The organism is Streptomyces sp. NBC_01334, from assembly GCF_035983595.1.
In the GTDB taxonomy this organism is placed as follows: Bacteria; Actinomycetota; Actinomycetes; order Streptomycetales; family Streptomycetaceae; genus Streptomyces; species Streptomyces coriariae.
This window is the reverse complement of sequence record NZ_CP130718.1, coordinates 2,738,256-2,762,045: the sequence shown is the minus strand read 5'-3', so window position 1 is coordinate 2,762,045 and position 23,790 is coordinate 2,738,256. Positions and strand designations below refer to the sequence as shown.

General features: G+C 71.4%; 21 protein-coding genes. 12 read left to right on the top strand and 9 right to left on the bottom strand.

Annotation, left to right across the window (positions count from 1 at the left end):
- Positions 1–73: 73 nt before the first annotated feature.
- From OG736_RS12545 to OG736_RS12535, 3 genes are all read left to right on the top strand, one after another.
- Entirely contained in the window at positions 74–805 is a 732-nt protein-coding gene (locus OG736_RS12545; protein ID WP_327182502.1) for a VIT1/CCC1 transporter family protein, read from the top strand.
- A 382-nt stretch (positions 806–1,187) separates the two neighbouring features.
- Positions 1,188–5,786 carry a glutamate synthase large subunit gene (gltB, locus tag OG736_RS12540; protein WP_327182501.1) on the top strand — a complete coding sequence of 1,533 codons (4,599 nt, stop codon included), beginning with the start codon at positions 1,188–1,190 and terminating at the stop codon, positions 5,784–5,786.
- On the top strand, positions 5,779–7,242 hold the full coding sequence (locus OG736_RS12535) for a glutamate synthase subunit beta (RefSeq protein WP_028806850.1): 1,464 nt from the start codon (positions 5,779–5,781) through the stop codon (positions 7,240–7,242). Before gltB ends, OG736_RS12535 begins: the two co-directional genes overlap by 8 nt.
- Before the next feature lie 249 nt (positions 7,243–7,491).
- On the opposite strand, the gene OG736_RS12530 is transcribed toward OG736_RS12535, so the two are convergent.
- Positions 7,492–8,304: a chitosanase gene (locus OG736_RS12530; protein ID WP_327182500.1), complete on the bottom strand. Its 813-nt coding sequence runs from the start codon at positions 8,302–8,304 to the stop codon at positions 7,492–7,494.
- Positions 8,305–8,410: 106 nt separating this feature from the next.
- Here OG736_RS12530 and OG736_RS12525 point away from each other — a divergent pair, with 106 nt between their 5' ends.
- The 3 genes from OG736_RS12525 to qcrB all read left to right on the top strand — a co-directional run bounded on the left by OG736_RS12525 (position 8,411) and on the right by qcrB (position 11,483).
- Positions 8,411–9,130 carry a vWA domain-containing protein gene (locus OG736_RS12525; protein ID WP_327182499.1) on the top strand — a complete coding sequence of 240 codons (720 nt, stop codon included), beginning with the start codon at positions 8,411–8,413 and terminating at the stop codon, positions 9,128–9,130.
- Positions 9,127–9,672: a HutD/Ves family protein gene (locus tag OG736_RS12520; RefSeq protein WP_327182498.1), complete on the top strand. Its 546-nt coding sequence runs from the start codon at positions 9,127–9,129 to the stop codon at positions 9,670–9,672. Before OG736_RS12525 ends, OG736_RS12520 begins: the two co-directional genes overlap by 4 nt.
- Before the next feature lie 176 nt (positions 9,673–9,848).
- Positions 9,849–11,483 carry a cytochrome bc1 complex cytochrome b subunit gene (gene qcrB, locus OG736_RS12515; RefSeq protein WP_327187595.1) on the top strand — a complete coding sequence of 545 codons (1,635 nt, stop codon included), beginning with the start codon at positions 9,849–9,851 and terminating at the stop codon, positions 11,481–11,483.
- A 72-nt stretch (positions 11,484–11,555) separates the two neighbouring features.
- Here the strand turns inward: qcrB and OG736_RS12510 are convergent, their stop codons facing one another.
- Positions 11,556–12,128 (bottom strand): TetR/AcrR family transcriptional regulator, encoded by a 573-nt coding sequence (locus OG736_RS12510; protein WP_327182497.1) that lies wholly within the window; start codon positions 12,126–12,128, stop codon positions 11,556–11,558.
- An 89-nt stretch (positions 12,129–12,217) separates the two neighbouring features.
- Between OG736_RS12510 and OG736_RS12505 the strand changes: the two genes are divergently transcribed.
- The gene (locus OG736_RS12505) at positions 12,218–12,709 is read left to right on the top strand and encodes an FBP domain-containing protein (protein ID WP_327182496.1); all 492 of its coding nucleotides are present in this window, start codon (positions 12,218–12,220) and stop codon (positions 12,707–12,709) included.
- 2 nt (positions 12,710–12,711) lie between these two features.
- On the opposite strand, the gene OG736_RS12500 is transcribed toward OG736_RS12505, so the two are convergent.
- Positions 12,712–13,662, bottom strand: a complete 951-nt coding sequence (locus OG736_RS12500; RefSeq protein WP_327187594.1) for an acyl-CoA dehydrogenase family protein — start codon at positions 13,660–13,662, stop codon at positions 12,712–12,714.
- A 26-nt stretch (positions 13,663–13,688) separates the two neighbouring features.
- Entirely contained in the window at positions 13,689–14,840 is a 1,152-nt protein-coding gene (locus OG736_RS12495) for an acyl-CoA dehydrogenase family protein (protein ID WP_327182495.1), read from the bottom strand.
- Positions 14,841–14,964: 124 nt separating this feature from the next.
- On the opposite strand from OG736_RS12495, the gene OG736_RS12490 reads away from it, so the two are divergent.
- Genes OG736_RS12490 through OG736_RS12480 form a run of 3 tightly spaced genes read left to right on the top strand, consistent with a single transcriptional unit; the run spans position 14,965 to position 17,571 of the window.
- Positions 14,965–15,753: an SDR family oxidoreductase gene (locus tag OG736_RS12490; RefSeq protein ID WP_327182494.1), complete on the top strand. Its 789-nt coding sequence runs from the start codon at positions 14,965–14,967 to the stop codon at positions 15,751–15,753.
- 25 nt (positions 15,754–15,778) lie between these two features.
- Entirely contained in the window at positions 15,779–16,390 is a 612-nt protein-coding gene (locus OG736_RS12485; RefSeq protein WP_327182493.1) for a TetR/AcrR family transcriptional regulator, read from the top strand.
- Between the two features lie 23 nt (positions 16,391–16,413).
- Positions 16,414–17,571, top strand: a complete 1,158-nt coding sequence (locus OG736_RS12480) for an acetyl-CoA C-acetyltransferase (protein WP_327182492.1) — start codon at positions 16,414–16,416, stop codon at positions 17,569–17,571.
- Positions 17,572–17,647: 76 nt separating this feature from the next.
- Here OG736_RS12480 and OG736_RS12475 read toward each other — a convergent pair whose 3' ends face one another.
- Genes OG736_RS12475 through OG736_RS12460 form a run of 4 tightly spaced genes read right to left on the bottom strand, consistent with a single transcriptional unit; the run spans position 17,648 to position 21,122 of the window.
- Positions 17,648–18,721 (bottom strand): NAD(P)H-dependent flavin oxidoreductase, encoded by a 1,074-nt coding sequence (locus OG736_RS12475; protein ID WP_327182491.1) that lies wholly within the window; start codon positions 18,719–18,721, stop codon positions 17,648–17,650.
- The gene (locus OG736_RS12470) at positions 18,721–19,452 is read right to left on the bottom strand and encodes a CoA-transferase subunit beta (protein WP_327182490.1); all 732 of its coding nucleotides are present in this window, start codon (positions 19,450–19,452) and stop codon (positions 18,721–18,723) included. Before OG736_RS12470 ends, OG736_RS12475 begins: the two co-directional genes overlap by 1 nt.
- Complete coding sequence (locus OG736_RS12465; RefSeq protein WP_327182489.1) at positions 19,449–20,312, bottom strand: CoA transferase subunit A; 864 nt, start codon at positions 20,310–20,312, stop codon at positions 19,449–19,451. Before OG736_RS12465 ends, OG736_RS12470 begins: the two co-directional genes overlap by 4 nt.
- 54 nt (positions 20,313–20,366) lie before the next feature.
- Complete coding sequence (locus OG736_RS12460) at positions 20,367–21,122, bottom strand: enoyl-CoA hydratase family protein (RefSeq protein WP_327182488.1); 756 nt, start codon at positions 21,120–21,122, stop codon at positions 20,367–20,369.
- 54 nt (positions 21,123–21,176) lie between these two features.
- Between OG736_RS12460 and OG736_RS12455 the strand changes: the two genes are divergently transcribed.
- Positions 21,177–21,917, top strand: a complete 741-nt coding sequence (locus OG736_RS12455) for an SDR family oxidoreductase (RefSeq protein WP_327182487.1) — start codon at positions 21,177–21,179, stop codon at positions 21,915–21,917.
- Position 21,918: 1 nt separating this feature from the next.
- Positions 21,919–22,833: an SDR family oxidoreductase gene (locus tag OG736_RS12450; protein ID WP_327182486.1), complete on the top strand. Its 915-nt coding sequence runs from the start codon at positions 21,919–21,921 to the stop codon at positions 22,831–22,833.
- 43 nt (positions 22,834–22,876) lie between these two features.
- Here OG736_RS12450 and OG736_RS12445 read toward each other — a convergent pair whose 3' ends face one another.
- The gene (locus tag OG736_RS12445; RefSeq protein ID WP_327182485.1) at positions 22,877–23,770 is read right to left on the bottom strand and encodes a hypothetical protein; all 894 of its coding nucleotides are present in this window, start codon (positions 23,768–23,770) and stop codon (positions 22,877–22,879) included.
- Between the last annotated feature and the right edge of the window lie 20 nt (positions 23,771–23,790).

The window sequence follows — 23,790 nt, the reverse complement described above, 5'->3', positions numbered from 1 at the left end:
GAATAGTGGAATCAGTCCAGACTTAGCTTTGCCTCAGCTTGCTGGGGCGCTCGGGAACACCCAGGGGGACCTCATGGCCATCATCGAAACCGAAGCCGCACTGCACGAGGCGCACCGCGACAACCACACCCACCGGGACGTCAACGGGGGCTGGTTGCGGCCCGCCGTCTTCGGCGCGATGGACGGCCTGGTCTCCAACCTCGCCCTGATGACGGGTGTCGCCGGCGGTTCGGTGGGTCACCAGACCGTCGTCATCACCGGACTCGCCGGTCTCGCCGCGGGCGCCTTCTCCATGGCCGCCGGCGAGTACACCTCCGTCGCCTCGCAGCGCGAGCTCGTCGAGGCCGAACTCGAGGTCGAGCGCCGGGAGCTGAGAAAGCACCCCAAGGACGAGGAGGCCGAGCTCGCCGCGCTGTACGAGGCCCGGGGTGTCGAGCCCGAGCTGGCCCGGCGGGTCGCCCAGCAGCTGTCGCGCGATCCCGAACAGGCCCTGGAGATCCACGCCCGTGAGGAGCTGGGCATCGATCCCTCCGATCTGCCCTCGCCGCTGATCGCCGCCGGGTCGAGCTTCGGCGCGTTCGCGCTGGGCGCGCTGCTGCCCGTACTCCCTTATCTCCTGGGCGCCGCTTCGCTCTGGCCGGCCGTGCTGCTCGCGCTGTTCGGACTGTTCGGGTGCGGGGCGGTGGTGGCCCGGGTGACCGCGCGCACCTGGTGGTACAGCGGACTGCGGCAGCTTGCTCTCGGTGGCGCGGCGGCCGGTGTGACGTACGCCCTGGGCAGCTGGTTCGGAACGGCCGTAGGATAGTGCGAATGCTACTTATGCGTTGGGCCGCATAAGTAGCCGTTACTGACTGGTTTCGAGTGCTTAACCACCGGGCATGAGCCGTAAGCGCTGTGGGCAATGACGCCTCCGGCGCACTCGCGAGGTGAACGGACGCCGCTCCCCTCGCCTTCCGGGCCGGCGGACACTGATCTGATCGATCTTGTCCCGTTCGGTCCCCACACACTTTGAGCCACGTGCGCGGTACCCCTGTCGCGACGCCGTGGCGTCCGCATGCTGGAACGGAGTATCCGGTTCCCGAGAACCGCTCCATCATGTAACCTGCACGAAATTTTGCGTTACGCAGAGGGCCAACGTCGTCCCTTCGCCAGCAGATATGCCACTTGAGACGACGACGGGAGAGCCGATGCGTACGCCGCGCCAGCCGTCCCAGCATTCCGGGAATGGCCAGAACTGGTCCTTCATGGATGCTCGCCCTGCTGCGCAGGGTATGTACGACCCCCGCAACGAGCACGACGCCTGTGGCGTCGGCTTCGTGGCCAACCTCACCGGCGAGGCGAGCCACACGCTGGTCGAGCAGGCGCTCACCGTTCTGCGCAACCTCGAACACCGCGGCGCCACCGGCTCCGAGCCGGACTCCGGCGACGGCGCGGGCATCCTGACCCAGGTCCCGGACGCCTTCTTCCGCGAGGTGGCCGGACTTGAGCTCCCCGAGGCCGGCGGCTACGCCGTCGGTATCGCCTTCCTCCCCGAGGACGGCATCGACGAGGTCGTCTCACAGATCGAGACGATCGCCGCCGACGAGGGCCTCACCGTCCTCGGCTGGCGCGAGGTCCCGGTCGCCCCCGGGCTGCTCGGCGCCACCGCCCGCTCGACGATGCCGGCCTTCCGCCAGATCTTCGTCACGGACCACGCGAGCACGGGCATCGACCTCGACCGCAAGGCGTTCGTGCTGCGCAAGCGCGCCGAACGCGAGGCCGGCGTCTACTTCCCGTCGCTGTCCGCGCGGACCATCGTCTACAAGGGCATGCTGACCACCGGCCAGCTCGAGCCCTTCTTCCCGGACCTGTCCGACCGCCGCTTCGCCTCGGCCGTGTCGCTCGTCCACTCGCGCTTCTCGACGAACACCTTCCCGTCGTGGCCGCTCGCGCACCCGTACCGCTTCGTCGCGCACAACGGTGAGATCAACACCGTCAAGGGCAACCGCAACTGGATGACCGCCCGGGAGTCGCAGCTGGTCTCGGACCTGTTCGGCCCGGACGAGAAGTCCATCGAGCGGATCTTCCCGGTGTGTACGCCGGACGCCTCCGACTCGGCGTCCTTCGACGAGGTGCTCGAGCTGCTCCACCTCGGTGGCCGCTCGCTGCCGCACTCCGTGCTGATGATGATCCCGGAGGCGTGGGAGAACCACGACTCCATGGACCCGGCCCGGCGCGCCTTCTACGAGTTCCACTCCACGATGATGGAGCCCTGGGACGGCCCGGCCTGTGTCACCTTCACCGACGGCACCCAGGTCGGCGCCGTGCTCGACCGCAACGGTCTGCGTCCCGGCCGCTACTGGGTCACCGACGACGGCCTCGTCGTCCTCGGCTCCGAGGTCGGCGTCCTCGACATCGACCCCGCGAAGGTCGTCCGCAAGGGACGCCTCCAGCCCGGCCGGATGTTCCTCGTCGACACCGCCGAGCACCGCATCATCGAGGACGACGAGATCAAGGCCCAGCTCGCCGCCGAGAGGCCCTACGCCGAGTGGCTGGAGGCCGGCGAGATCGAGCTGGTCGACCTGCCCGAGCGCGAGCACATCGTGCACACCCACGCCTCGGTCACCCGCCGCCAGCAGACCTTCGGCTACACCGAGGAAGAGCTGCGCGTCATCCTCGCGCCGATGGCCAAGACCGCCGGCGAACCGCTCGGTTCCATGGGCACCGACTCGCCGATCGCCGCGCTCTCCGCGCGCCCGCGGCTGCTCTTCGACTACTTCACCCAGCTGTTCGCGCAGGTCACCAACCCGCCGCTGGACGCGATCCGCGAAGAGCTCGTGACCTCGCTGCGCTCCTCCCTCGGCCCGCAGGGCAACCTGCTCGAGCCGAGCGCCGCGTCGTGCCGGACGGTCACCCTGCCCTTCCCGGTCATCGACAACGACGAGCTGGCCAAGCTCATCCACATCAACGCCGACGGCGACATGCCCGGCTTCAAGGCCGCGACGCTCTCCGGTCTGTACCGGGTGCACGGCGGCGGTGACGCGCTGGCCGCCCGCATCGAGGAGATCTGCGCCGAGGCCGACGCGGCCATCGACAACGGCGCCCGTCTCATCGTCCTGTCGGACCGCCACTCGGACGCCGAGCACGCCCCGATCCCGTCGCTGCTGCTCACCGCGGCCGTCCACCACCACCTCATCCGCACCAAGCAGCGCACCGAGGTGGGCCTGCTGGTCGAGGCCGGCGACGTCCGCGAGGTCCACCACGTCGCGCTGCTGATCGGCTTCGGCGCCGCCGCCGTCAACCCGTACCTGGCGATGGAGTCCGTCGAGGACCTGCTGCGCGCGGGCACCTTCCTCAACGGGATGGAGCCCGAGCAGGCGATCCGCAACCTGATCTACGCGCTGGGCAAGGGCGTCCTGAAGGTCATGTCCAAGATGGGCATCTCGACCGTCGCCTCCTACCGCGGCGCCCAGGTCTTCGAGGCCGTCGGTCTCGACGACGCCTTCGTCACCAAGTACTTCAGCGGCACCGCCACCAAGATCGGCGGCGTCGGCATCGACGTCATCGCCAAGGAGGTCGCCGCCCGCCACGCCAAGGCGTACCCGGCCAGCGGCATCGCGCCGGCCCACCGCGCCCTGGAGATAGGCGGCGAGTACCAGTGGCGCCGCGAGGGCGAGCCGCACCTGTTCGACCCGGAGACGGTCTTCCGCCTCCAGCACTCGACGCGCACGGCCCGCTACGACATCTTCAAGAAGTACACGGACCGCGTGAACGAGCAGTCCGAGCGCCTCATGACGCTGCGCGGCCTCTTCGGCTTCAAGTCGGACCGGCAGCCGATCTCCATCGACGAGGTCGAGTCGGCCGACGAGATCGTCAAGCGCTTCTCCACCGGCGCCATGTCGTACGGCTCCATCTCCAAGGAGGCGCACGAGACCCTCGCCATCGCCATGAACCAGTTGGGCGGCAAGTCCAACACCGGTGAGGGCGGCGAGGACGCGGACCGGCTGTACGACCCGGCGCGCCGCTCGGCGATCAAGCAGGTCGCCTCCGGCCGCTTCGGCGTCACCTCCGAGTACCTGGTCAACGCCGACGACATCCAGATCAAGATGGCCCAGGGCGCCAAGCCCGGCGAGGGCGGCCAGCTGCCGGGCCACAAGGTCTACCCGTGGGTCGCCAAGACCCGGCACAGCACCCCCGGTGTCGGTCTGATCTCCCCGCCGCCGCACCACGACATCTACTCGATCGAGGACCTGGCCCAGCTGATCCACGACCTGAAGAACGCGAACCCGCAGGCGCGGATTCACGTGAAGCTGGTCTCCGAGGTCGGCGTCGGCACGGTCGCGGCCGGTGTGTCCAAGGCGCACGCGGACGTCGTGCTGATCTCCGGTCACGACGGCGGCACCGGCGCCTCCCCGCTCACCTCGCTCAAGCACGCGGGCGGCCCCTGGGAGCTCGGCCTCGCCGAGACCCAGCAGACGCTGCTGCTCAACGGCCTGCGCGACCGGATCGTCGTGCAGACCGACGGTCAGCTGAAGACCGGCCGCGACGTGATCATCGCCGCGCTGCTCGGCGCCGAGGAGTTCGGTTTCGCGACCGCGCCGCTCGTCGTCTCCGGCTGCGTCATGATGCGCGTCTGCCACCTGGACACCTGCCCGGTCGGCATCGCCACCCAGAACCCGGTGCTCCGCGACCGCTTCGCCGGCAAGGCGGAGTACGTGGTGAACTTCTTCAGGTTCATCGCCGAGGAGGTCCGCGAGATCCTCGCCGAGCTGGGCTTCCGCACCATCGAGGAGGCCGTCGGCCACGCCGAGGTCCTCGACGTCGAGCGCGCCGTCGACCACTGGAAGGCACAGGGCCTGAACCTGGCCCCGCTCTTCCACGTGCCCGCCCTGCCCGAGGGCGCGGCGCTGCACCAGGTCATCACGCAGGACCACGGCCTGGAGAAGGCGCTCGACAACGAGCTGATCAAGCTCGCCGCCGACGCCCTGGCCGCGGACTCCGCGACCGACGCCCAGCCGGTGCGCGCCCAGGTCACCATCCGCAACATCAACCGCACGGTCGGCACCATGCTCGGCCACGAGGTGACGAAGAAGTTCGGTGGCGCGGGCCTGCCCGAGGACACCATCGACATCACCTTCACCGGCTCCGCCGGCCAGTCCTTCGGCGCCTTCCTCCCGCGCGGTGTCACGCTGCGCCTGGAGGGCGACGCCAACGACTACGTCGGCAAGGGTCTCTCGGGCGGCCGCGTCGTCGTCCGCCCGGACCGGGGCGCCGACCACCTCGCCGAGTACTCGACGATCGCGGGCAACACCATCGCCTACGGCGCGACCGGCGGCGAGCTGTTCCTGCGCGGCCGTACCGGTGAGCGGTTCTGCGTCCGCAACTCCGGCGCGACGGTCGTCTCCGAGGGCGTGGGAGACCACGGCTGCGAGTACATGACCGGCGGTCACGCGGTGGTCCTCGGCGAGACGGGCCGCAACTTCGCGGCCGGTATGTCGGGCGGTATCGCCTACGTGATCGACCTGAACCGCGACAACGTCAACTCCGGCAACCTCGGCGCCGTCGAGGCACTGGACGAGACCGACAAGCAGTGGCTGCACGACGTCGTGCGCCGCCACGCCGAGGAGACCGGTTCGACGGTCGCGGCGAAGCTGCTGGTCGACTGGGACACCGCCGCGGAGCGCTTCAGCAAGATCATCCCCAGCACGTACAAGGCAGTGCTCGCCGCCAAGGACGCCGCCGAGCAGGCGGGACTCTCCGAGTCCGAGATCACCGAGAAGATGATGGAGGCGGCGACCAATGGCTGACCCGAAGGGCTTCCTGAACCACGGCCGTGAGGTCGCCAAGTCCCGTCCCGTCGACGTGCGTCTGAAGGACTGGAACGAGGTCTACGTCCCCGGTTCGCTGCTGCCGATCATCGGCAAGCAGGCCGGCCGGTGCATGGACTGCGGCATCCCGTTCTGTCACAACGGCTGTCCGCTGGGGAACCTGATCCCCGAGTGGAACGACTTCGCCTACCGCGAGGACTGGACGGCGGCCTCCGAGCGGCTGCATGCCACGAACAACTTCCCGGAGTTCACGGGCCGTCTGTGCCCCGCTCCGTGCGAGTCGGCGTGCGTGCTGGGCATCAACCAGCCGGCCGTCACCATCAAGAACGTCGAGGTCTCGATCATCGACAAGGCGTGGGAGACCGGTGACGTCGCCCCGCAGGCGCCTGAGCGCCTGTCCGGCAAGACCGTCGCGGTCATCGGCTCGGGCCCGGCGGGCCTGGCCGCCGCCCAGCAGCTCACCCGGGCCGGCCACACCGTCGCCGTCTACGAGCGCGCGGACCGCATCGGAGGCCTCCTCCGGTACGGCATCCCCGAGTTCAAGATGGAGAAGCGGCACATCAACCGCCGTATCGAGCAGATGCGCGCGGAGGGCACCCGCTTCCGTACCGGGATCGAGATCGGCCGCGACCTCAAGGCGACCGACCTGAAGAAGCGCTACGACGCCATCGTCATCGCCGCCGGCGCCACGACCGCCCGTGACCTTCCGGTCCCCGGCCGTGAGCTCAAGGGCGTCTACCAGGCGATGGAGTACCTGCCGCTGGCCAACAAGGTCCAGGAGGGCGACTTCGTGGCGCCCCCGATCTCGGCCGAGGGCAAGCACGTCGTGGTCATCGGCGGTGGCGACACCGGCGCCGACTGCGTGGGCACCGCCCACCGTCAGGGCGCGGCCTCGGTCACCCAGCTGGAGATCATGCCCCGTCCGGGCGAGGAGCGGGACGCGGTCTCCCAGCCGTGGCCGACCTTCCCGATGCTCTACAAGGTCACGAGCGCGCACGAGGAGGGCGGCGAGCGGGTCTACTCCGTCTCCACCACCCACTTCGAGGGCGACGAGGACGGCAACGTCCAGTGGCTGCACCTCAGCGAGGTCGAGTTCATCGACGGCAGGCTGACCCCGAAGCCGGGCACGGAGCGCAAGATCCCCGCCCAGCTGGTCACCCTCGCCATGGGCTTCACCGGCACCGACCGTGAGAACGGCGTGGTGGAGCAGTTCGGTCTGGAGCTCGACGAGCGCGGCAACATCGCCCGCGACGCCGACTTCCGGACCAACGTCCCGGGCGTGTACGTCGCCGGTGACGCCGGCCGCGGCCAGTCGCTCATCGTGTGGGCGATCGCGGAGGGCCGCTCGGCCGCCCGCGGCGTCGACCGGTTCCTGACCGGCGCGAGCGAGCTGCCGGCCCCGATCCGCCCGACGGACCGCTCGCTGCTGGTCTGACGGCCCGGCCCCCAGGGCCACTCATACGTCCCGTACAAAGGCGTACGGAACACAGACGGCGCCTGCCCCACAGTCCCCGACCGGACGACCGGGCAGGCGCCGCCGCATGTCCGCCTGCGTCTCTGCCTTGACTGCCTGACCGCCTGACCGCCTGACCGCCTGACCGCCTGACCGCCTGACCGCCTGACCGCCTGGCGTCAGCCCGTCTGCCCGTCTTGCCGTCCGTCTGTTGTCGGCGTACGGGTCGCTCTACGGCGCCCGGTACGTCTCCCCGTACACCTGCCAGCGCAGTGGCGGGCGCAGGCCGAGGTTGCCCTCGTTCAGGAAGCGGCGCTGGGTGGTGTCGACGCGCGAGGTGTCGATGCCGGGGTGCCGGGTCAGCATGGCCCGGCGGCGGGCGTCCAGGAAGGCGTCGAGGTATTCGGTCTCCTTGCCGCCCTGCGCCGGGGTGCGGGCCTGCCGCATCGCGCGCGCCCGGATGCCGTCGAAGCTGGTCGGGCCCGCGCCGGGGCCGTGGAAGACCAGGGCGTCGTAGTAGATGAACTGGCCCAGCGCGCCCAGGCCGTCGACCCGGCCCCGGTGGACCGCCGGGCCGAAGTAGACACGGTCGCGCTCGACGTCCTGGGCGGCCCGGAAGGCGGGCACCGTCGACTCCGCCCGCCAGGCGGCCGGGAAGCCGGGGTCCAGACCGGCGTGCGAGGCGGTGCCGTCGACCCGGCGCAGGGCGGGGAGATAGCGGGCGAGGGCGTTGTCCGGGTGGTCGCGCGTGTAGCGCTCGACGAGGGTGAGCAGATCGTGGGTGCCGGTGCAGAAGCCGATCAGTCCCGCCGTGTAGCCCTGTCCGTCGCCGATGTCCTCGACGTAGCCGTATGCGCTGCGCCAGTCCAGGGTCCCGTTCTCGGCGCTGGCCACGATCTTCTGGGCCAGTTCCTTCTGGGTCGGGGCGGTGAGGCCCGGCTGGGTCGCCTGGACACCGGCCGTCGGCTGGGCGGGCCGGGCGGGAGTGAACAGATACACCGTCGACGCTACGGCGGCGCAGACCAGGGCGGCGGCACGTTTCATGCCGCACACCCTAGAGCGGGAATGTCGTGTTCCTTGTCATTCCATCCTAATTAGTCGACGAACGAACAAAAGGGCGAAGGCCGGTGGGTGTGGGAGGCTGTGCGCCATGGTCGCGATCAGTCTCACCAAGGTCCAGGAGACCGCACCCGCGCTGGTCAACCTCTACAAGAGCGCCGGGGTCTCCCTCACCAAGCACGGTCTCGACGGCCAGCGGGCCGCCGTCTACCTCGTCGTCGACTACTCGGGGTCGATGAAGCCGTACTACCAGGACGGCAGTGTGCAGGCGCTCGCCGACCGGGTGTTGGGCCTGTCCGCGCACCTCGACGACGACGGCCGGGTGCCGGCCGTCTTCTTCTCCACCGATGTCGACGCCGTCACCGACATCGCCCTCACCGACCATCAGGGGCGGGTGGACCGGATCGTGGCCGGGCTCGGGCACATGGGCAAGACCAGTTACCACCTGGCCATGGACGCCGTCATCGACCACTACCTCGACAGCGGGTCGAAGGACCCCGCGCTCGTCGTCTTCCAGACCGACGGCGGCCCGATCAACAAGCTCGCCGCCGAGCGCTACTTGTGCAAGGCCTCGAAGCTGCCCCTGTTCTGGCAGTTCATCGGCTTCGGCGACCGGGGCAGCAAGCAGTTCGACTTCCTGCGCAAGCTCGACGAACTGCCCGTACCGGCGAAGCGGGCCGTCGACAACGCCGGTTTCTTCCACGCCGGTTCGGATCCGCGCAAGGTGTCGGACGCGGAGCTGTACGACCGGCTGGTCGGGGAGTTCCCGGCGTGGCTGGGGGCGGCCCGGGCGCAGGGGATCATCCGGTGACCGCCCTGCTGCCCGCCGCCGGGCGTGCCGCCATGGCCTGGAAGAACGGCGGCGGGGTGACCCGTGAGATCGTCTGCTTCCCGGCGGGCGCGGGCATGGCCGACTTCACCTGGCGGGTCAGCCTCGCCGAGGTCGCAGCGGACGGCCCGTTCTCCGTGTTCCCCGAGGTGGAGCGGACGTTGACGCTGGTCGAGGGCGCGGGCATGGACCTGACCGTGGGCGGGCGGCGACGGCTCGTCGACGCACCGTACGTGCCCCAGGACCTCCCCGGTGACGAGCCGACCGACTGCCGGCTGCTGGACGGGCCCGTCGTCAACCTCAACGTGATGTGGCGCAGGGGCGCCCCGGCCCCCACCGTCGCGGTCGTACGCGGCCGACTCGGCCTGCGGGCGGCGCACGCCCTGATCGTCGCCCTCGACGAAGGCGGGTCCGCCGACGTCGACGGGGTGCGGCTCGCCCGGCACGACGCCCTCCTGCTGACCGGGGAGGACGCGACGCTGCACGCGCACGGCCCGACGGCGGTGGTCGGCCTCAGTCCGTGACGGCGGCGCGTGCGGCCCCGCCGGCCGCTCGGCCCGCCGCCGTCGAGGGCGGGCCGTCCGCAGGGTTTCCGTGCGCCGTTCGCCCGGGCTGTCCGCACCGTTGGCTCAGCCGGGCCGCCGTGCCACCCTGGGGTTGATCCGGCGGGAGGCGACGTATGGGTGACGACGCGCGATCGGTGAACGGGGCCGCGGGCGAAGGGACTTCGAGGCCCGGAGAGTCCGGCGGGGGTGAGCGGCTCGCCGACTGGGCCGACGAGCGGCTGGGACTGTACGCGCTGGCGAGGACGAACCTGCGCAAGGTCTTCCCGGACCACTGGTCCTTCATGCTGGGCGAGGTCTGTCTCTACAGCTTCCTGGTCCTCCTCCTCACCGGCGTCTACCTCACGCTCTTCTTCGAGCCGAGCAGCGCCGAAGTCGTCTACGACGGCAGTTACGTCCCGCTCAACGGCGTCACGATGACGAAGGCGTACGAGTCGACGCTGGACATCAGCTTCGACGTGCGCGGCGGGCTGCTGATCCGGCAGATCCACCACTGGGCGGCTCTGGTCTTCGTCACCGGCATGCTGGTGCACATGATGCGGGTGTTCTTCACCGGCGCGTTCCGCAAGCCGCGCGAGGTCAACTGGCTGTTCGGCTGGACCCTGTTGTTCCTCGGCATCCTCACCGGACTGACCGGTTACTCGCTCCCCGACGACCTGCTCTCCGGCACCGGCGTCCGGTTCGCCGACGGCGCGATCCTGTCCGTCCCGATCATCGGGACGTACATGTCGTTCTTCCTCTTCGGCGGGGAGTTCCCGGGGCACGACATCATCTCCCGGTTCTTCCCGATCCATGTGCTGCTGCTGCCCGGGATCATGCTGGGGCTCGTCGTCGCCCATCTCATCCTGGTGTTCTTCCACAAGCACACGCAGTATCCCGGGCCCGGACGCGACCAGAGGTCGGTCGTCGGCATGCCCTTCATGCCGGTCTACATGGCGAAGGCGGGCGGGTTCTTCTTCCTGGTCTTCGGCGTGCTGACGGTCATGGGCGGGATCGCGAGCATCAACCCGGTGTGGGCGTTCGGCCCTTACCGTCCGGACCTGGTGACGACGGGCGCGCAACCGGACTGGTACCTCGGATTCTCCGAGGGGCTGATCCGGGTGATGCCGGGATGGGAGATCAACGTCTGGGGCCACACCCTGGTGCCCGGCGTCCTCATCCCCTTCACGCTGTTCCCGCTGATCCTGCTCGCCATCGGGATCTACCCGTTCGTCGAGGCGTGGATCACCGGTGACAGGCGGGAGCACCACATCCTCGACCGGCCGCGCAACGCGCCCGTGCGCACCGCCCTCGGGGTGGCCTGGCTGGCCCTGTACGTGGTGCTGCTGATCGGTGGCGGCAACGACATCGTGGCCACGCATCTGCATCTGTCCATCAACGCCATCACCTGGTTCGTACGGGTCGCCGTGTTCGCCGCCCCGGTCGTCGCCTTCATGGTCACCAAGCGGATCTGTCTGGGCCTCCAGCGCCGGGACCGGGACAAGGTGCTGCACGGCCGCGAGACGGGGACCATCAAGCGTCTTCCGCACGGCGAGTACGTGGAGGTCCACGAACCCCTGAACCAGGCCCAGCTGTTCACCCTCACCCAGCACGAGCAGCACCCGCCGTACGAGATCGGGCCGCTCGTCGACCACAACGGTGTGCGGCGGCCGGTCACGGTGTCCCAGCGGGTACGGGCGCGGCTCGCGCGTGCCATGTTCGGGGCGGACAGCCATATCCCGAAGCCGACGCCGGAGGAGCATCGCGAACTGACCGGCGGGCCCGGACACTGACACAGGCTCGTCCTGCCCGCCTGCCCGCCTGCCCGCCTGCCCGCCTGCCTGGGTGCCGGGGTGCAGGTCCGGTCAGTTCTTGGGCGGCCAGTTGCGCAGCAGGGCGTCCAGGGCGTCCAGGATCCGGGTCCAGGTCTCCTGGGTGTCGGGGGCGCTGTGGCTGAAGCCGCCGCCGAGCTCCAGGCTGACGTAGCCGTGGAAGACGCTGCCCAGGAGCCGGACGGCGTGGGTCTGGTCCGGCTCGGTGAGGTCGTAGCCGCGCAGGATCGCCCGGGTCATGCGGGCGTGCCGCGGTCCGGCGCTCGCGGCCGCCGTCTCGGGGGCGAGTCGCAGCTGGGCCGCGGCGTAGCGGCCGGGGTGTTCGCGGGCGTAGTCGCGGTAGACGTCGGCCAGGGCGGTCAGGGCGTCCTTGCCCGCCCGCCCGGCCAGCGCGAGGTCGCCCCGGTCGGCGAGTTCCTCCAGGGCGAGCAGGGCGATCCGGGTGCTGAGGTCCTCGGAGTTCTTCACGTGCGAGTACAGGCTCGCCACCTTGACGTCGAAGCGCCGGGCGAGCGCCGAGACGGTCACCTGGTCGAAGCCGACCTCGTCGGCCAGCTCCGCGCCCGCCCGGACCAGACGATCCGTGCTCAGCCCCACACGCCCCATGCCCGTCCTCCTGCGTCTCGCCCCGTACCTCTCCGCCGAGAGTCATTATGCGTTTGCCTAAAAGCTTTAGGCAAATTAGCCTGCGTTATATGAAGCCGCTCACCGAGCAAGAGATCCGTGCCGCGTTCGTCAACTGCACCAAGGGCGAGGCCAAGCGCCTGGCCGTCCCCCGCGACCTGGCCGACCGGCCCTGGGAGGACCTGGACTACCTCGGCTGGCGGGACCCCCAGGCCCCCGACCGGGCCTACCTCGCCGTGGAGCTGGACGGCCGGCCGAAGGCCCTCGCGCTGCGCTCCTCCACCTCGGGTTCGTGGCAGGCCCGGCGCAGTATGTGCACGATGTGCCTGACCACCCACTCCGGCGGCGTCTCGCTGATGGTCGCGCCGAAGGCGGGCAGAGCCGGCCAGCAGGGCAACTCGGTGGGGGCCTACATCTGCAGCGACCTCGCCTGCTCGCTGTATGTGCGGGGCAAGCGGGAGGCGGGCGTCGGGGCCAGGCTGCCCGAGACGATCACGCTGGAGGAGAAGATCGGGCGGACCGTGGCGAACCTCGCCGCGTTCGTCGCCAAGGTGACCGGCTGAGGCTAGGTGTGCCCGCGCAGGACCTCCGCCCGGCAGTCGTCCGGGGTGCCCCAGGCCGTGCGCAGGGCGCGGGCCTTGGTGAGCCAGAGCGACAGGTCGTACTCCGCCGTGTAGCCGATCGCGCCGTGCAGTTGGAGTGCGGTGCGCGCGGTCGTGTACGCCGCCTCGCAGGCGCTCACCTTCGCGGCGGCGACATCCGCCGGGCTCATCGTCACGGCGGCGCCCAGGACCAGGGGGCGGGCGAACTCCAACGCGATCTTCGCGTCCGCCAGCCGGTGCTTGACCGCCTGGAACGAGCCGACGGGGACGCCGAACTGCACGCGCTGCCCGACATACGCCACGGTCCGCTCCAGCAGCGCCAGACCCACCCCGAGAGCCTGCGCGGCGGTGGCGAGACGGGCCCAGCACAGGGCACGGTCCATGGGCGGGTCCGGGGTGAGGAGTTCGCCGCCCGGCAGCAGCCGGGTGAGGCGACGGGCGGGGTCGAGGGAGGGGCGCACCGGACCGTGTCCGGGAGCCAGCCGCAGGCCGTCGGCGGCCTGCGCCAGCCGCAAGGTCGCCGCGTCACCGTCCACGGCGTACGAGCCCTCGGGTGCCAGCGTGGCCATCGAGCTGCCCGCGGCCAGAGCGGGGAGGAACCGCTCGGCGGGGCCCGGATCGAGCAGCAGGGCCGCCGCGGCGACCGTCTCCACCAGCGGTCCCGGCACCGCGTGCCGCCCCAGCTCCACGAAGGCGACGGCCAGGTCCACCGGCCGGGGCCCCAGCCCCTCGTACGCCTCCGGGACCGCCAGGGCGAACACGCCCGCCTCGGCGATCCGCGACCACAGGGCGAGGCCGCTCGCCCGCTCGCCCCGGCTCCAGTCACGGATCACGGCCGGGGTGTCGGCCGCGCTCAGCATCGCGTCCAACGAAGCGGCGAACGCCCGCTGTTCGGTGTCCAGCAGGAAGCGCATCGCCGGCGGAGCCGGTCTGGGCGAAGTCATCGACGGCGTCCCCTCGGCAGGCCGAGCAGCCGCTCGGCGACGATGTCGCGCTGGATCTCGTTCGTGCCCGCGTAGATCGGGCCGGCCAGGGAGAAGACATAACCCTCCGACCAGTCGGTGTCGGCCGCCTCCCCTTCCGCGTCCAGCGCGCCGAGCAGATCCAGCGCCGTCTCGTGCAGCGCGATGTCGTACTCCGACCAGAAGACCTTGTTCAGGCTCGACTCCGGGCCGAGCCGCTCCCCGGCGAGGAAGCGGGAGGCGGCCGCGTAGGTGAACAGCTGGTAGGCGCGGGCGCCGATCAGGGCGTCGGCGACGCGGGCCGCGCCGGACCGCGGGCTGCCCCGGTCCACCCAGAGGGCGTGCAGGCGGTCGGCCGAGGCGAGGAAGCGGCCGGGGGAGCGCAGGGTGAGCCCGCGTTCGTTGGCCGCCGTCGACATCGCGATCCGCCAGCCCTGGCCCGGCTCCCCGATCACGTCCTCGTCCGGCACGAACACCTCGTCCAGGAACAGTTCGGCGAACGCCGGCTTCCCGTCCAGGCGGCCGATGGGGCGGACGCCGACTCCGGGGGCCCGCAGGTCGAACATGACGTAGGTGAGCCCCAGATGGGGTTTCGGGGCGCCGGGGTCGGTGCGGAACAGGCCGAAGGCGCGGTCGGCGAAGGCCGCGCGCGAGGACCAGGTCTTCTGGCCGCTCAGCCGCCAGCCGCCGGCCACGCGGACCGCCCTGGCCCGCAGCGCGGCCAGGTCCGACCCGGCCTCGGGCTCCGACCAGGCCTGCGCCCAGACGACCTCCCCTGTGGCCATCGGGGGCAGGACCCGGGCCCGCTGTTCCTCGGTGCCGTGGTCGAGCAGGGTGGGGGCGAGGAGGCTCACGCCGTTCTGGTTGACGCGGGCCGGGGCGCCCACCGCGTAGTACTCCTCCTCGAAGACCAGCCAGCGCATCAGCCCGCAGTCCCGTCCGCCGTAGCGCGTCGGCCAGTTGACCACCGACCAGCCGCCCGAGGCCAGTTCGGCCTCCCACGCGCGGTGCGCCGCGAAGCCCTCGGCGGTCTCCAGGGAGGGCAACGGCTCGGACGGCACCCGCGCGCGCAACCAGGCCCGGGCCTCGGCGCGGAACGCCTCGTCGGCGGGGGAGTGTGCGAGGTCCACCGGTCCCTCCTCGGGTGCGCGACCCACGGGTGCGTCCGTGCGTCCTTGACGGATGTCCTGCGCGTGCGTCCTTCGGGTGCCTTCGTTCTTCCCTAACAAGTGTTTGGTAGGTTAGCGTGCCGTCATGAAGAACGTCGAGGGTCCGCCGTACGTTCCCGGGCACGCGCTGCTCGACGGCCGCAGCGCCGTGATCACCGCGGCGGCCGGCGCGGGCATCGGCGGAGCGACCGCGCGCCGCTTCCTGGAGGAGGGCGCGCGCGTGCTGATCAGCGACGCCCACGCACGGCGGCTCAAGGCGTACCAGGCCGAACTGGCCGCCGAGTTCGGCGAGGCGTCGGTGGCCGCCCTGCCGTGCGACGTCACCGACGACAGCCAGGTGCGGGCCCTGTTCGACACCGCCGTGCGCGAACACGGGCGGCTGGACGTCGTCGTCAACAACGCGGGCCTCGGCGGAACCTCCGAACTCGTCGACATGACCGACGAGCAGTGGTCACGCGTCCTGGACGTCACACTCAACGGCACCTTCCGGTGCACCCGGGCCGCCCTGCGGCTGATGCGGGAGACCGGCGGGGGAGTCGTCGTCAACAACGCCTCCGTCGTCGGCTGGCGCGCCCAGGCCGGACAGGCGCACTACGCCGCCGCGAAGGCGGGCGTGATGGCGCTGACCCGCTGCGCGGCGATCGAGGCGGCCGGGTACGGCGTACGGGTCAACGCCGTCTCGCCGAGCCTCGCCATGCACCCGCACCTGGTGAAGGTGACCTCGGCCGAACTGCTGGAGGAACTCACCGGCCGGGAGGCCTTCGGGCGGTACGCCGAACCCTGGGAGGTGGCCAACGTGATCGTGTTCCTGGCGTCGGACTACTCCTCGTACATGACGGGCGAGGTCGTCTCCGTCAGCGGCCAGCACGCCTGACGGCCGGAGCGACGACAATGTGTTCGTGCCGACCAAGAAGAAGCCCCAGGTGACCGCGGCGCCCGCGCGTCGCCGTGAACTCCTCGACACCGCCGCCGAGGTCTTCGCCGAACAGGGCTACAACGCCACCACCGTCCGGAAGATCGCCGACCACGCGGGCATGCTCGCGGGCAGCCTCTACTACCACTTCGACTCCAAGGAATCGATGCTGGAGGAGATCCTGCGGACCTTCCTCGACGAGCTCTGGGACGGCTACGACACCGTCCTGGGCGCCGAGCTCGGCCCCCGGGAGACACTCGCGGCCCTGGTCACCGAGTCCTTCCGGGAGATCGACCGGCACCGCGCCGCCGTCGCGATCTACCAGAAGGAGAGCAAGCAGCTCGTGGCGCAGGAACGGTTCGCGTTCCTCGCCGAGTCGCAGCGCCGGTTCGAGAAGGCGTGGCTGTCCACGCTGGAGCGCGGCGTCACGGACCGGGTCTTCCGCACCGACCTCGACACCCGCCTCGCCTACCGCTTCGTCCGCGACACCGTGTGGGTCGCCGCGTCCTGGTACCGGCCCGGCGGGCAGCACAGCCCGGAGGAGATCGCCCGGCAGTACCTGTCGATGGTGCTGGACGGGATCGCCGTACGTGAATAGCCCTTTCCTGTGAGGGAGTTGACATGGCCGAGGCCTACATCGTCGAAGCGGTCCGTACGCCCGTCGGGCGGCGCGGAGGAGGACTGAGCACGGTCCATCCGGCCGACCTCGGCGCGCATGTGCTGAAGGAGCTCGTCGCGCGGGCCGGGATCGACCCGGCCGCCGTCGAGGACGTCGTCTTCGGCTGCCTGGACACCGTCGGGCCGCAGGCCGGGGACATCGCACGGACCTGCTGGCTGGCCGCCGGGCTTCCCGAGGAGGTGCCGGGCGTGACCGTGGACCGGCAGTGCGGCTCCTCGCAGCAGGCCGTGCACTTCGCCGCGCAGGGCGTGCTGTCCGGGACCCAGGACCTGGTGGTCGCGGGCGGCGTGCAGAACATGTCGCAGATCCCGATCGCCTACGCCACCCGGCAGGCCGCCGAGCCGCTCGGCTTCACCCAGGGCCCCTTCGCGGGCAGCGAGGGCTGGCGCGCGCGGTACGGGGACCGGCCGGTGAACCAGTTCGCCGGCGCCGAGATGATCGCCGCGAAGTGGGGCATCAGCCGCCGGGACCAGGAGGAGTTCGCCCTGCGCTCGCACCGGCGGGCGGTGCGGGCGATCGACGAGGGCCGCTTCGCCCGCGAGACCGTCGCCCACGGGGAGGTCACCGCCGACGAGGGGCCGCGCCGGGACACCTCCCTGGAGAAGATGGCCGCGCTGAAGCCCGTCATCGACGGCGGGACCGTCACCGCCGCCTGTTCCTCGCAGGTCTCCGACGGCGCGGCGGCCCTGCTGCTGGCCTCGGAACGGGCGGTGCGCGAGCACGGCCTGACGCCACGCGCGCGCGTGCACCACCTCTCCGTCCGAGGTGAGGACCCGATCCGCATGCTGACGGCTCCGATCCCGGCCACCGCGCACGCCCTGAAGAAGACCGGGCTGTCGATCCACGACATCGACCTCGTCGAGATCAACGAGGCGTTCGCGCCCGTCGTCCTGGCCTGGCTGAAGGAGACCGGCGCGGACCCGGAGAGGGTCAACGTCAACGGCGGCGCGATAGCCCTGGGCCACCCGCTCGGCGCGAGCGGCGCCAAGCTGATGACCACCCTGCTGCACGAACTGGAACGCACCGGCGGCCGGTTCGGCCTGCAGACCATGTGCGAGGGCGGCGGCCAGGCCAACGTGACGATCATCGAGCGGCTGTGACGACGGCTACGAAGGTGACGGTCGGCGGGCCGCTGTGACCGCTACGAAGGTGACGGTCGGCGGGCCGCTGTGACCGCTACGAAGGTGACGGTCGACGAGCGGCTCCGAGCCGGTCCAGGGAGGCGAGTGTCTCCTCCGCCTCCCGCATGATCCGGGCCACCAGCTCCGCGCACGACGGCAGGTCGTCGATCACCCCGGCGACCTGCCCGGCTGCCATCACCCCGGCGTCCGTCCGCCCCTCCACCATCGCGGACCTGAGCATCATCGGGGTGTTCGCGGCGAGCAGCACCTGACTCCAGGCGAGATCCTTGCCGTGGCGCAGGGCCAGGCCGTCGCGGACCATCTCCCGCCAGGTGAGGCCGGACAGCCTGCGGAAGCCGGCCGCGTGACGCACCGCCCGCACCAGGGCCCTGGCCCGGCCTGCGTCCTCCAGGGCGTCGACCAGAGCGGTGCGCAGCATGCGGTGCGGGAGGCCGTCCACCGCCCGGGTGACGGTGACGTCCCGCACCGTCGCCGCCAGGTACCGGGCCTTCACCGCGTCCGGGACCGGCGAGTCCGAGGTGAGCAGGAACCGGGTGCCCATCGCGACCCCGGCCGCCCCGTACGCCAGCGCCGCCACCAGTCCCCGCCCGTCGAAGAAGCCGCCCGCCGCCACGACCGGGATGTCCACGGCGTCCACCACCTGCGGCAGCAGCACCGTCGTCGCCACGTCCCCGGTGTGTCCGCCGCCCTCCCCACCCTGCACGATCACCGCGTCCGCACCCCACGCGGCGACCTTCTCGGCATGCCGGCGGGCCCCGATGGACGGGATGACGACGACCCCGCCCTCCTTGAGCTCGGCGATCAGCTCCGGGGAGGGCGCGAGCGCGAAGGACGCGACCCGCACGCCCTCGTCGAGGACGATCCGCACCCGGTCGCCGGCGTCCGCCGCGTCGGCCCGCAGATTGACCCCGAAAGGCGCCGCCGTCCGCGACCGCACCTCGCGCACCGCCGCCCGCAGTTGGTCGACCGTCATGGTCGCGGAGGCCAGGATGCCCAGCGCCCCCGCGTCCGCCGCCGCCGACACCAGGCGAGGGCCCGCCACCCATCCCATCCCGGTCTGCACGATCGGGTGACGGACCCCGACCAGCCGGGTGAGCGCCGTTTCCATCAGCCGGAGACCTCCCGGGCCCGGGTGTTCCCCGGGTCGATCACCTCGCGGATCAGACCCAGTTCGCCCGCGGTCGGTTCACGGGTGCGCGACACCTCGTCCGGGACCACGAGGTCGAACCCCGTCGCCTCCCGGACCTGTTCGACACTCACCCCGGGGTGCAGCGAGGCCAGCCGCATCGACCGGTCGGGGGTGGCGAAGTCGAACACGCCGAGGTCGGAGACGACCCGTGGAATGCGGTGATGGCGCGCGCCGGCCGCACGGTCGTACCCGACCCCGCACACCATGTCGACCCGCTCGACGAACACCCGCCGGGAGTGCCTCGGCACCCAGTAACTCGTCGGGTTGTTCAGCGTGTTGACCGGCGCGCCGCGCACCCCGAGCAACTGCCGCGTGGGCTTCGCCCAGTCGCCGATGCACGCGATGTTCTGGTTGCCGTACCGGTCGATCTGGCTCGCGCCCATCATCACGTGCCGCCGGCCCCCGGTGACCAGTGCCAGATGCTGCCGGTACGGCAGCCAGCCCTCGACGGTGCCGTCGAGACCGACGAGCAGCGCCTCCCCGTCGGTCAGCAGCAGGTCCGGCGCGAAGGTGTGCCGGGCGAGGCGGGCACCGACCGAGGGGATCAGGCCCATGGGGCTGGCCAGGATCTCGCCCGCGCCGCGCCATGCCTCCGCGCAGGCGATCACGCAGTACTCGGCGCGCGTCACCTCGCTCACGCCCCCGCTCATGACTCCTCCTCGACCGCCGACCGGTACGCCTGTTCGTCCCCGGCGAGGAACCGCGCCGCGAACTCGGGCCAGGGCGTCGTCGCGTACCGCTTCTGGAACGCCTCGTCCCGGCCGTAGTCGGGGGCGCAGGAAGTGAAGTGCGCCCCGTTCGGGGCCTCGATCACCCCGGTCACCGTGTGCCGCTTGACCAGCAGCGTCTGCGGCGCCGCCGCCTTCGTCAGCTCGGCGGTGTCGACGACCTGTTCGCAGCTGACGTACGCCGCGTCCGCCGCCTCGCAGAACAGGTCGTCGAAGTACGGGTCCGGGCCCAGGTACTGCCCGTTGCCCAGCCGGTCGGCCCGGTTGACGTGCACCAGGGCCGCGTCCAGCCGCAGGGCCGGCATGGCCACGAACGTCTCCTGGTCCTCGTACGGCGAAGTGACCTTCCGCAGACCGGGGTTGACCCGCATCACGTCCGAACCGAGCCCCGCCCGCACGGGCAGGAAGGGCAGCCGGTTCGCGGCCGCGTGCAGACCCCACATGAACATCGCCTCGTCGACCTCCGTCAGTTCGAAGGCCCCGCGCTCGCGGGCCGCGCGGTAGTGCGGCTCCAGGGGGATCGAGTCGAGGGTGACGAAGGCGGTGACCAGCTTCCGGATCCGGCCGGCCGCGGCGAGCATCCCGACGTCCGGGCCGCCGTACGACACGACGGTGAGATCGGTGACCTCCGACCGGAGCAGCGCCCTGACCAGCGCCATCGGCTTGCGGCGGGAGCCCCAGCCGCCGATGCCGAGGGTCATGCCGCTGCGCAGCCGGGACACCGCCTCGTCCGCGGACAGCAACTTGTCCGCCCTGTCTGCCCTGTCTGCCCTGACAGTCATGTCGGTCCTGTCGGCCCCGCTCGTGCCGGTGGGCCTGTCGGCGTCGGCGCTCACTCAGTCACCGTCCCTTCCGAAGGTGTCACGGACCCGGTCGGCCACCCCGCCGACGCTCGCCTCGTAGGTGAAGCCCTGCTCGAAGCGGTAACTGCGGCGCACGTCGACCGGGTCGATGCCGTTGATGGCCGCCTTGGCCAGCCGCAGCAGCTCCCCGTCCTTCGCGGCGATCTCGCCGGCCAGCTCCAGGGCCGCCGCGCGGAGCCCGCCCGGCGGCACCACCCGCCACACCGAGCCGTGCCCGTGCAGTTCGGCCGCCGTGACCGTGCGCGAGGTGTAGTACAGGGCGCGCAGCAGGTGCTGGGGGACCAGCCGGGACAGATGCGTGGCCGCGCCCAGGGCGCCCCGGTCCAGCTCCGGCAGCCCGAACACGGCGTCCTCGCTCGCCACGATCACGTCCGCGTTCCCCACCAGGCCGACGCCGCCGCCCAGACAGAAGCCCTGCACCGCCGCCACCACCGGGACCTCGCACTCGTACACCGCGGCGAACGCCTCGAAGCAGCCGCGGTTGGCGCCGACGAGCGCGCTCGGCCCCTGCGCCTGGATCTCCTTGATGTCCACGCCCGCGTTGAACCCGCGCCCCTCGGCGGCCAGCACCACACACCGGGTTCCGGGAGCGCGGCCGGCCGCGCGCAGGGCGTCGGCCAGGGCGAACCAGCCGCTCACCGGCAACGCGTTCACCGGCGGGAAGTCGACCGTGACGAGCGCGATCCCCTTGTCCGGCCCCTTTTCCGGGGACGAGGTGGAGACACCCATGGAAGCATCAGCTACCTTTCCACCAAACGTTTGTTAGGTGGAAGGTAGCAGCGAATGGAGCTGGACGGGAAGGTCGCCGTCGTCACCGGCGGCACGCGCGGAGTGGGCGCCGGCATCGCACGCTCCCTCGCACGCGCGGGCGCCCAGGTCGTGGTCTGCGCCCGCCGGCCACCGGAACACCCCCTCGAAAAAGCCGAGTTCATACCGCTCGACGTCCGGGACACCGACGCCGTACAGCGCTTCTTCACCGACCTGCCCCGGCTCGACATCCTCGTCAACAACGCCGGCGGCGCCCCCTACCGCCCCCTCGCGCACACCGACGCCGCACGGCACGCGCGCGTGATCGAACTCAACCTCCTCGCACCACTGACCGTCTCCCTCGCCGCGTACGACCACCTCGAGCACGCGAACGGCTCGATCGTGATGATCGGCAGCGTCAGCGGCAGCCGCCCCTCGCCAGGCTCGGCCGCCTACGGCGCGGCCAAGGCCGGCCTGGAGAACCTCGCCCGCTCCATGGCCGTCGAATGGGCGCCCCGGGTGCGCGTGAACACCCTCGTCGTCGGCATGGTCCGCACCGAACTGACCCACCTCCACTACGGCGGCGAGGACGGCGTCGAAGCCGTCGCCCGCACCGTCCCGCTCGGCCGGCTCGCCCTCCCCGCCGACGTGGGCGCCGCGGCCGTCTTCCTCGCCTCCGACGCCGCCCGCTACATCAGCGGGGCGAGCCTGCTCCTGCACGGAGGCGGCGAACGGCCCGCCTTCCTCGACGCCGCAACCGCCAACAAGGAGACGTGAGATGAACGGAATCTGCCGCCGGCGCGTCGTCGTCGTCACCGGCGCCGGACGCGGCCTCGGACGCGCCCACGCGCTCGCGTTCGCCGCCGAGGGCGCCCGGGTCGTCGTCAACGACCTCGGCGTCGGCCTCGACGGCACACCCGGCGCCCACAGCCCCGCCGGACAGGTCGTGGACGAGATCCGCGCGACCGGCGGCGAAGCGGTCGCACACCACGGGGACATCGCCACCCCCGAGGGCGCCGCCGGCCTCGTCGACGCCGCCCTGGACGCGTACGGCCGCCTCGACACCCTCGTCAACAACGCCGGCTTCCTGCGCGACCGCATGCTCGTCAACCTGGCCGACGACGACTGGGACGCCGTCCTGCGCGTCCACCTCAAAGGCCACTTCCTCACCCTGAAACACGCCGCCGCACACTGGCGCGCCGAGACCAAGGCGGGCCGCCCGCCCACCGCCCGCATCATCAACACCAGCAGCGGCGCGGGACTGCTCGGCTCGGTCGGGCAGGGCAACTACAGCGCCGCGAAAGCCGGGATCGTCGCCCTGACCCTCGTCGCCGCCGCCGAACTCGCCCGCTACGGCGTCCAGGTCAACGCGATCGCCCCCGCCGCCCGCACCCGCATGACCGAGGCCACCTTCGCCGCGACCATGGCCGCCCCCGAGAACGGCTTCGACGCGATGGCCCCCGAGAACGTCTCCCCGCTCGTCGTCTGGCTCGGCTCCGCCGCGAGCGACGGCGTCACCGGACGCGTCTTCGAAGCGGACGGCGGACGGATCACCGTCATGGAGGGCTGGCGGCCGGGACCCACCACCGACAAAGGAGCCCGGTGGACCGCCGCCGAGGCCGGGGAGGCCGTACAGAAACTACTGACGCACACGACACCACCGGGCCCGGTGTACGGGACCCAGGCCCCCTGAGAACCCGCGTGCACGGGACGCGAGCCTCCCGACGGCGACGCACCTACGTGTCGCACTCCAGCACCGTCCGGCACAACGCGCACCGCGCCCGGACCCGACCCCGTACCGGCACCCTGATCCGCTGGTGACAGGTGGGGCACGCGAACGTCACCCGCAACGCCCCCGGCGAGTCCGGAGCGAAGCTGTACGGGCCGTCCGGGGCCGCCACCGACGGATGGTCCTGGGCCTGCCGGCGATCGCGCGCGTAACGCCGCCGCCCCGCCCAGCCCGCCGCCGTCAGCGGAGGCTGCCGCTCGTCATGCCGGGCCCGCTCGAGACCCCGCCCGTACGCCGTGTACGCCTGCGCACTCGTGAACCACACCGACGGATCCTCACCGAAGACCAGCGACCGCTTAGCCAGCACATACCCGAACTCCTCCGGAGTCAGATACCCCAGCTTCTGCGAAGATGCCGCGTCCTCCCGGTACGCGTCGAGCAACAGCCAGCCCGCCCCCAGATACGTCGTCGCCGTGTCCGTCAGGATCTCGTTGTCCCGCGTCCCCGGGAACGACAGCCCCACCCGATGCAGATAGACATGCATGATCTCGTGCGCCAGCGCCGCGCCGATGTCCCGCCGATGCGTACGGAACCGGTCGTTCAGCTCGACGAAGTACTCCGGACCCGCCGTGAGTTCGACGTTCGCCGCATGCTCCATCGCACGGAACGCGACGATCATCCGCGCCTGCGGCAACCGGAAGTGGCGCACCAGCTCACGCGCCACCCGCTGCACCCCCAGATGCAGATCGTCGGTGTCGCAGAACGCCACGTCCGCCGGCACCACACTCGACGTGAACTGATGGATGGTGTCGTACGACAACCGCCTGTACAACGCCGTGACAGCCGCCCGCACCGTCTCCAGGTGCGGGTACCCGTGCTCGACCGGCCCGCCGTTCGCCACGCCCGCACCCCCAAGACGCC

Bases quoted from the DNA above. Each gene is read 5' to 3' on its own strand.
- OG736_RS12545 (WP_327182502.1), top strand. From the start codon at position 74: ATGGCCATCATCGAAACCGAAGCCGCACTGCACGAGGCGCACCGCGAC.
- gltB (WP_327182501.1), top strand. From the start codon at position 1,188: ATGCGTACGCCGCGCCAGCCGTCCCAGCATTCCGGGAATGGCCAGAAC.
- OG736_RS12535 (WP_028806850.1), top strand. From the start codon at position 5,779: ATGGCTGACCCGAAGGGCTTCCTGAACCACGGCCGTGAGGTCGCCAAG.
- OG736_RS12530 (WP_327182500.1), bottom strand. From the start codon at position 8,304: ATGAAACGTGCCGCCGCCCTGGTCTGCGCCGCCGTAGCGTCGACGGTG.
- OG736_RS12525 (WP_327182499.1), top strand. From the start codon at position 8,411: ATGGTCGCGATCAGTCTCACCAAGGTCCAGGAGACCGCACCCGCGCTG.
- OG736_RS12510 (WP_327182497.1), bottom strand. From the start codon at position 12,128: ATGGGGCGTGTGGGGCTGAGCACGGATCGTCTGGTCCGGGCGGGCGCG.
- OG736_RS12505 (WP_327182496.1), top strand. From the start codon at position 12,218: ATGAAGCCGCTCACCGAGCAAGAGATCCGTGCCGCGTTCGTCAACTGC.
- OG736_RS12500 (WP_327187594.1), bottom strand. From the start codon at position 13,662: ATGCGCTTCCTGCTGGACACCGAACAGCGGGCGTTCGCCGCTTCGTTG.
- OG736_RS12490 (WP_327182494.1), top strand. From the start codon at position 14,965: ATGAAGAACGTCGAGGGTCCGCCGTACGTTCCCGGGCACGCGCTGCTC.
- OG736_RS12480 (WP_327182492.1), top strand. From the start codon at position 16,414: ATGGCCGAGGCCTACATCGTCGAAGCGGTCCGTACGCCCGTCGGGCGG.
- OG736_RS12475 (WP_327182491.1), bottom strand. From the start codon at position 18,721: ATGGAAACGGCGCTCACCCGGCTGGTCGGGGTCCGTCACCCGATCGTG.
- OG736_RS12470 (WP_327182490.1), bottom strand. From the start codon at position 19,452: ATGAGCGGGGGCGTGAGCGAGGTGACGCGCGCCGAGTACTGCGTGATC.
- OG736_RS12465 (WP_327182489.1), bottom strand. From the start codon at position 20,312: ATGACTGTCAGGGCAGACAGGGCAGACAGGGCGGACAAGTTGCTGTCC.
- OG736_RS12460 (WP_327182488.1), bottom strand. From the start codon at position 21,122: ATGGGTGTCTCCACCTCGTCCCCGGAAAAGGGGCCGGACAAGGGGATC.
- OG736_RS12455 (WP_327182487.1), top strand. From the start codon at position 21,177: ATGGAGCTGGACGGGAAGGTCGCCGTCGTCACCGGCGGCACGCGCGGA.
- OG736_RS12450 (WP_327182486.1), top strand. From the start codon at position 21,919: ATGAACGGAATCTGCCGCCGGCGCGTCGTCGTCGTCACCGGCGCCGGA.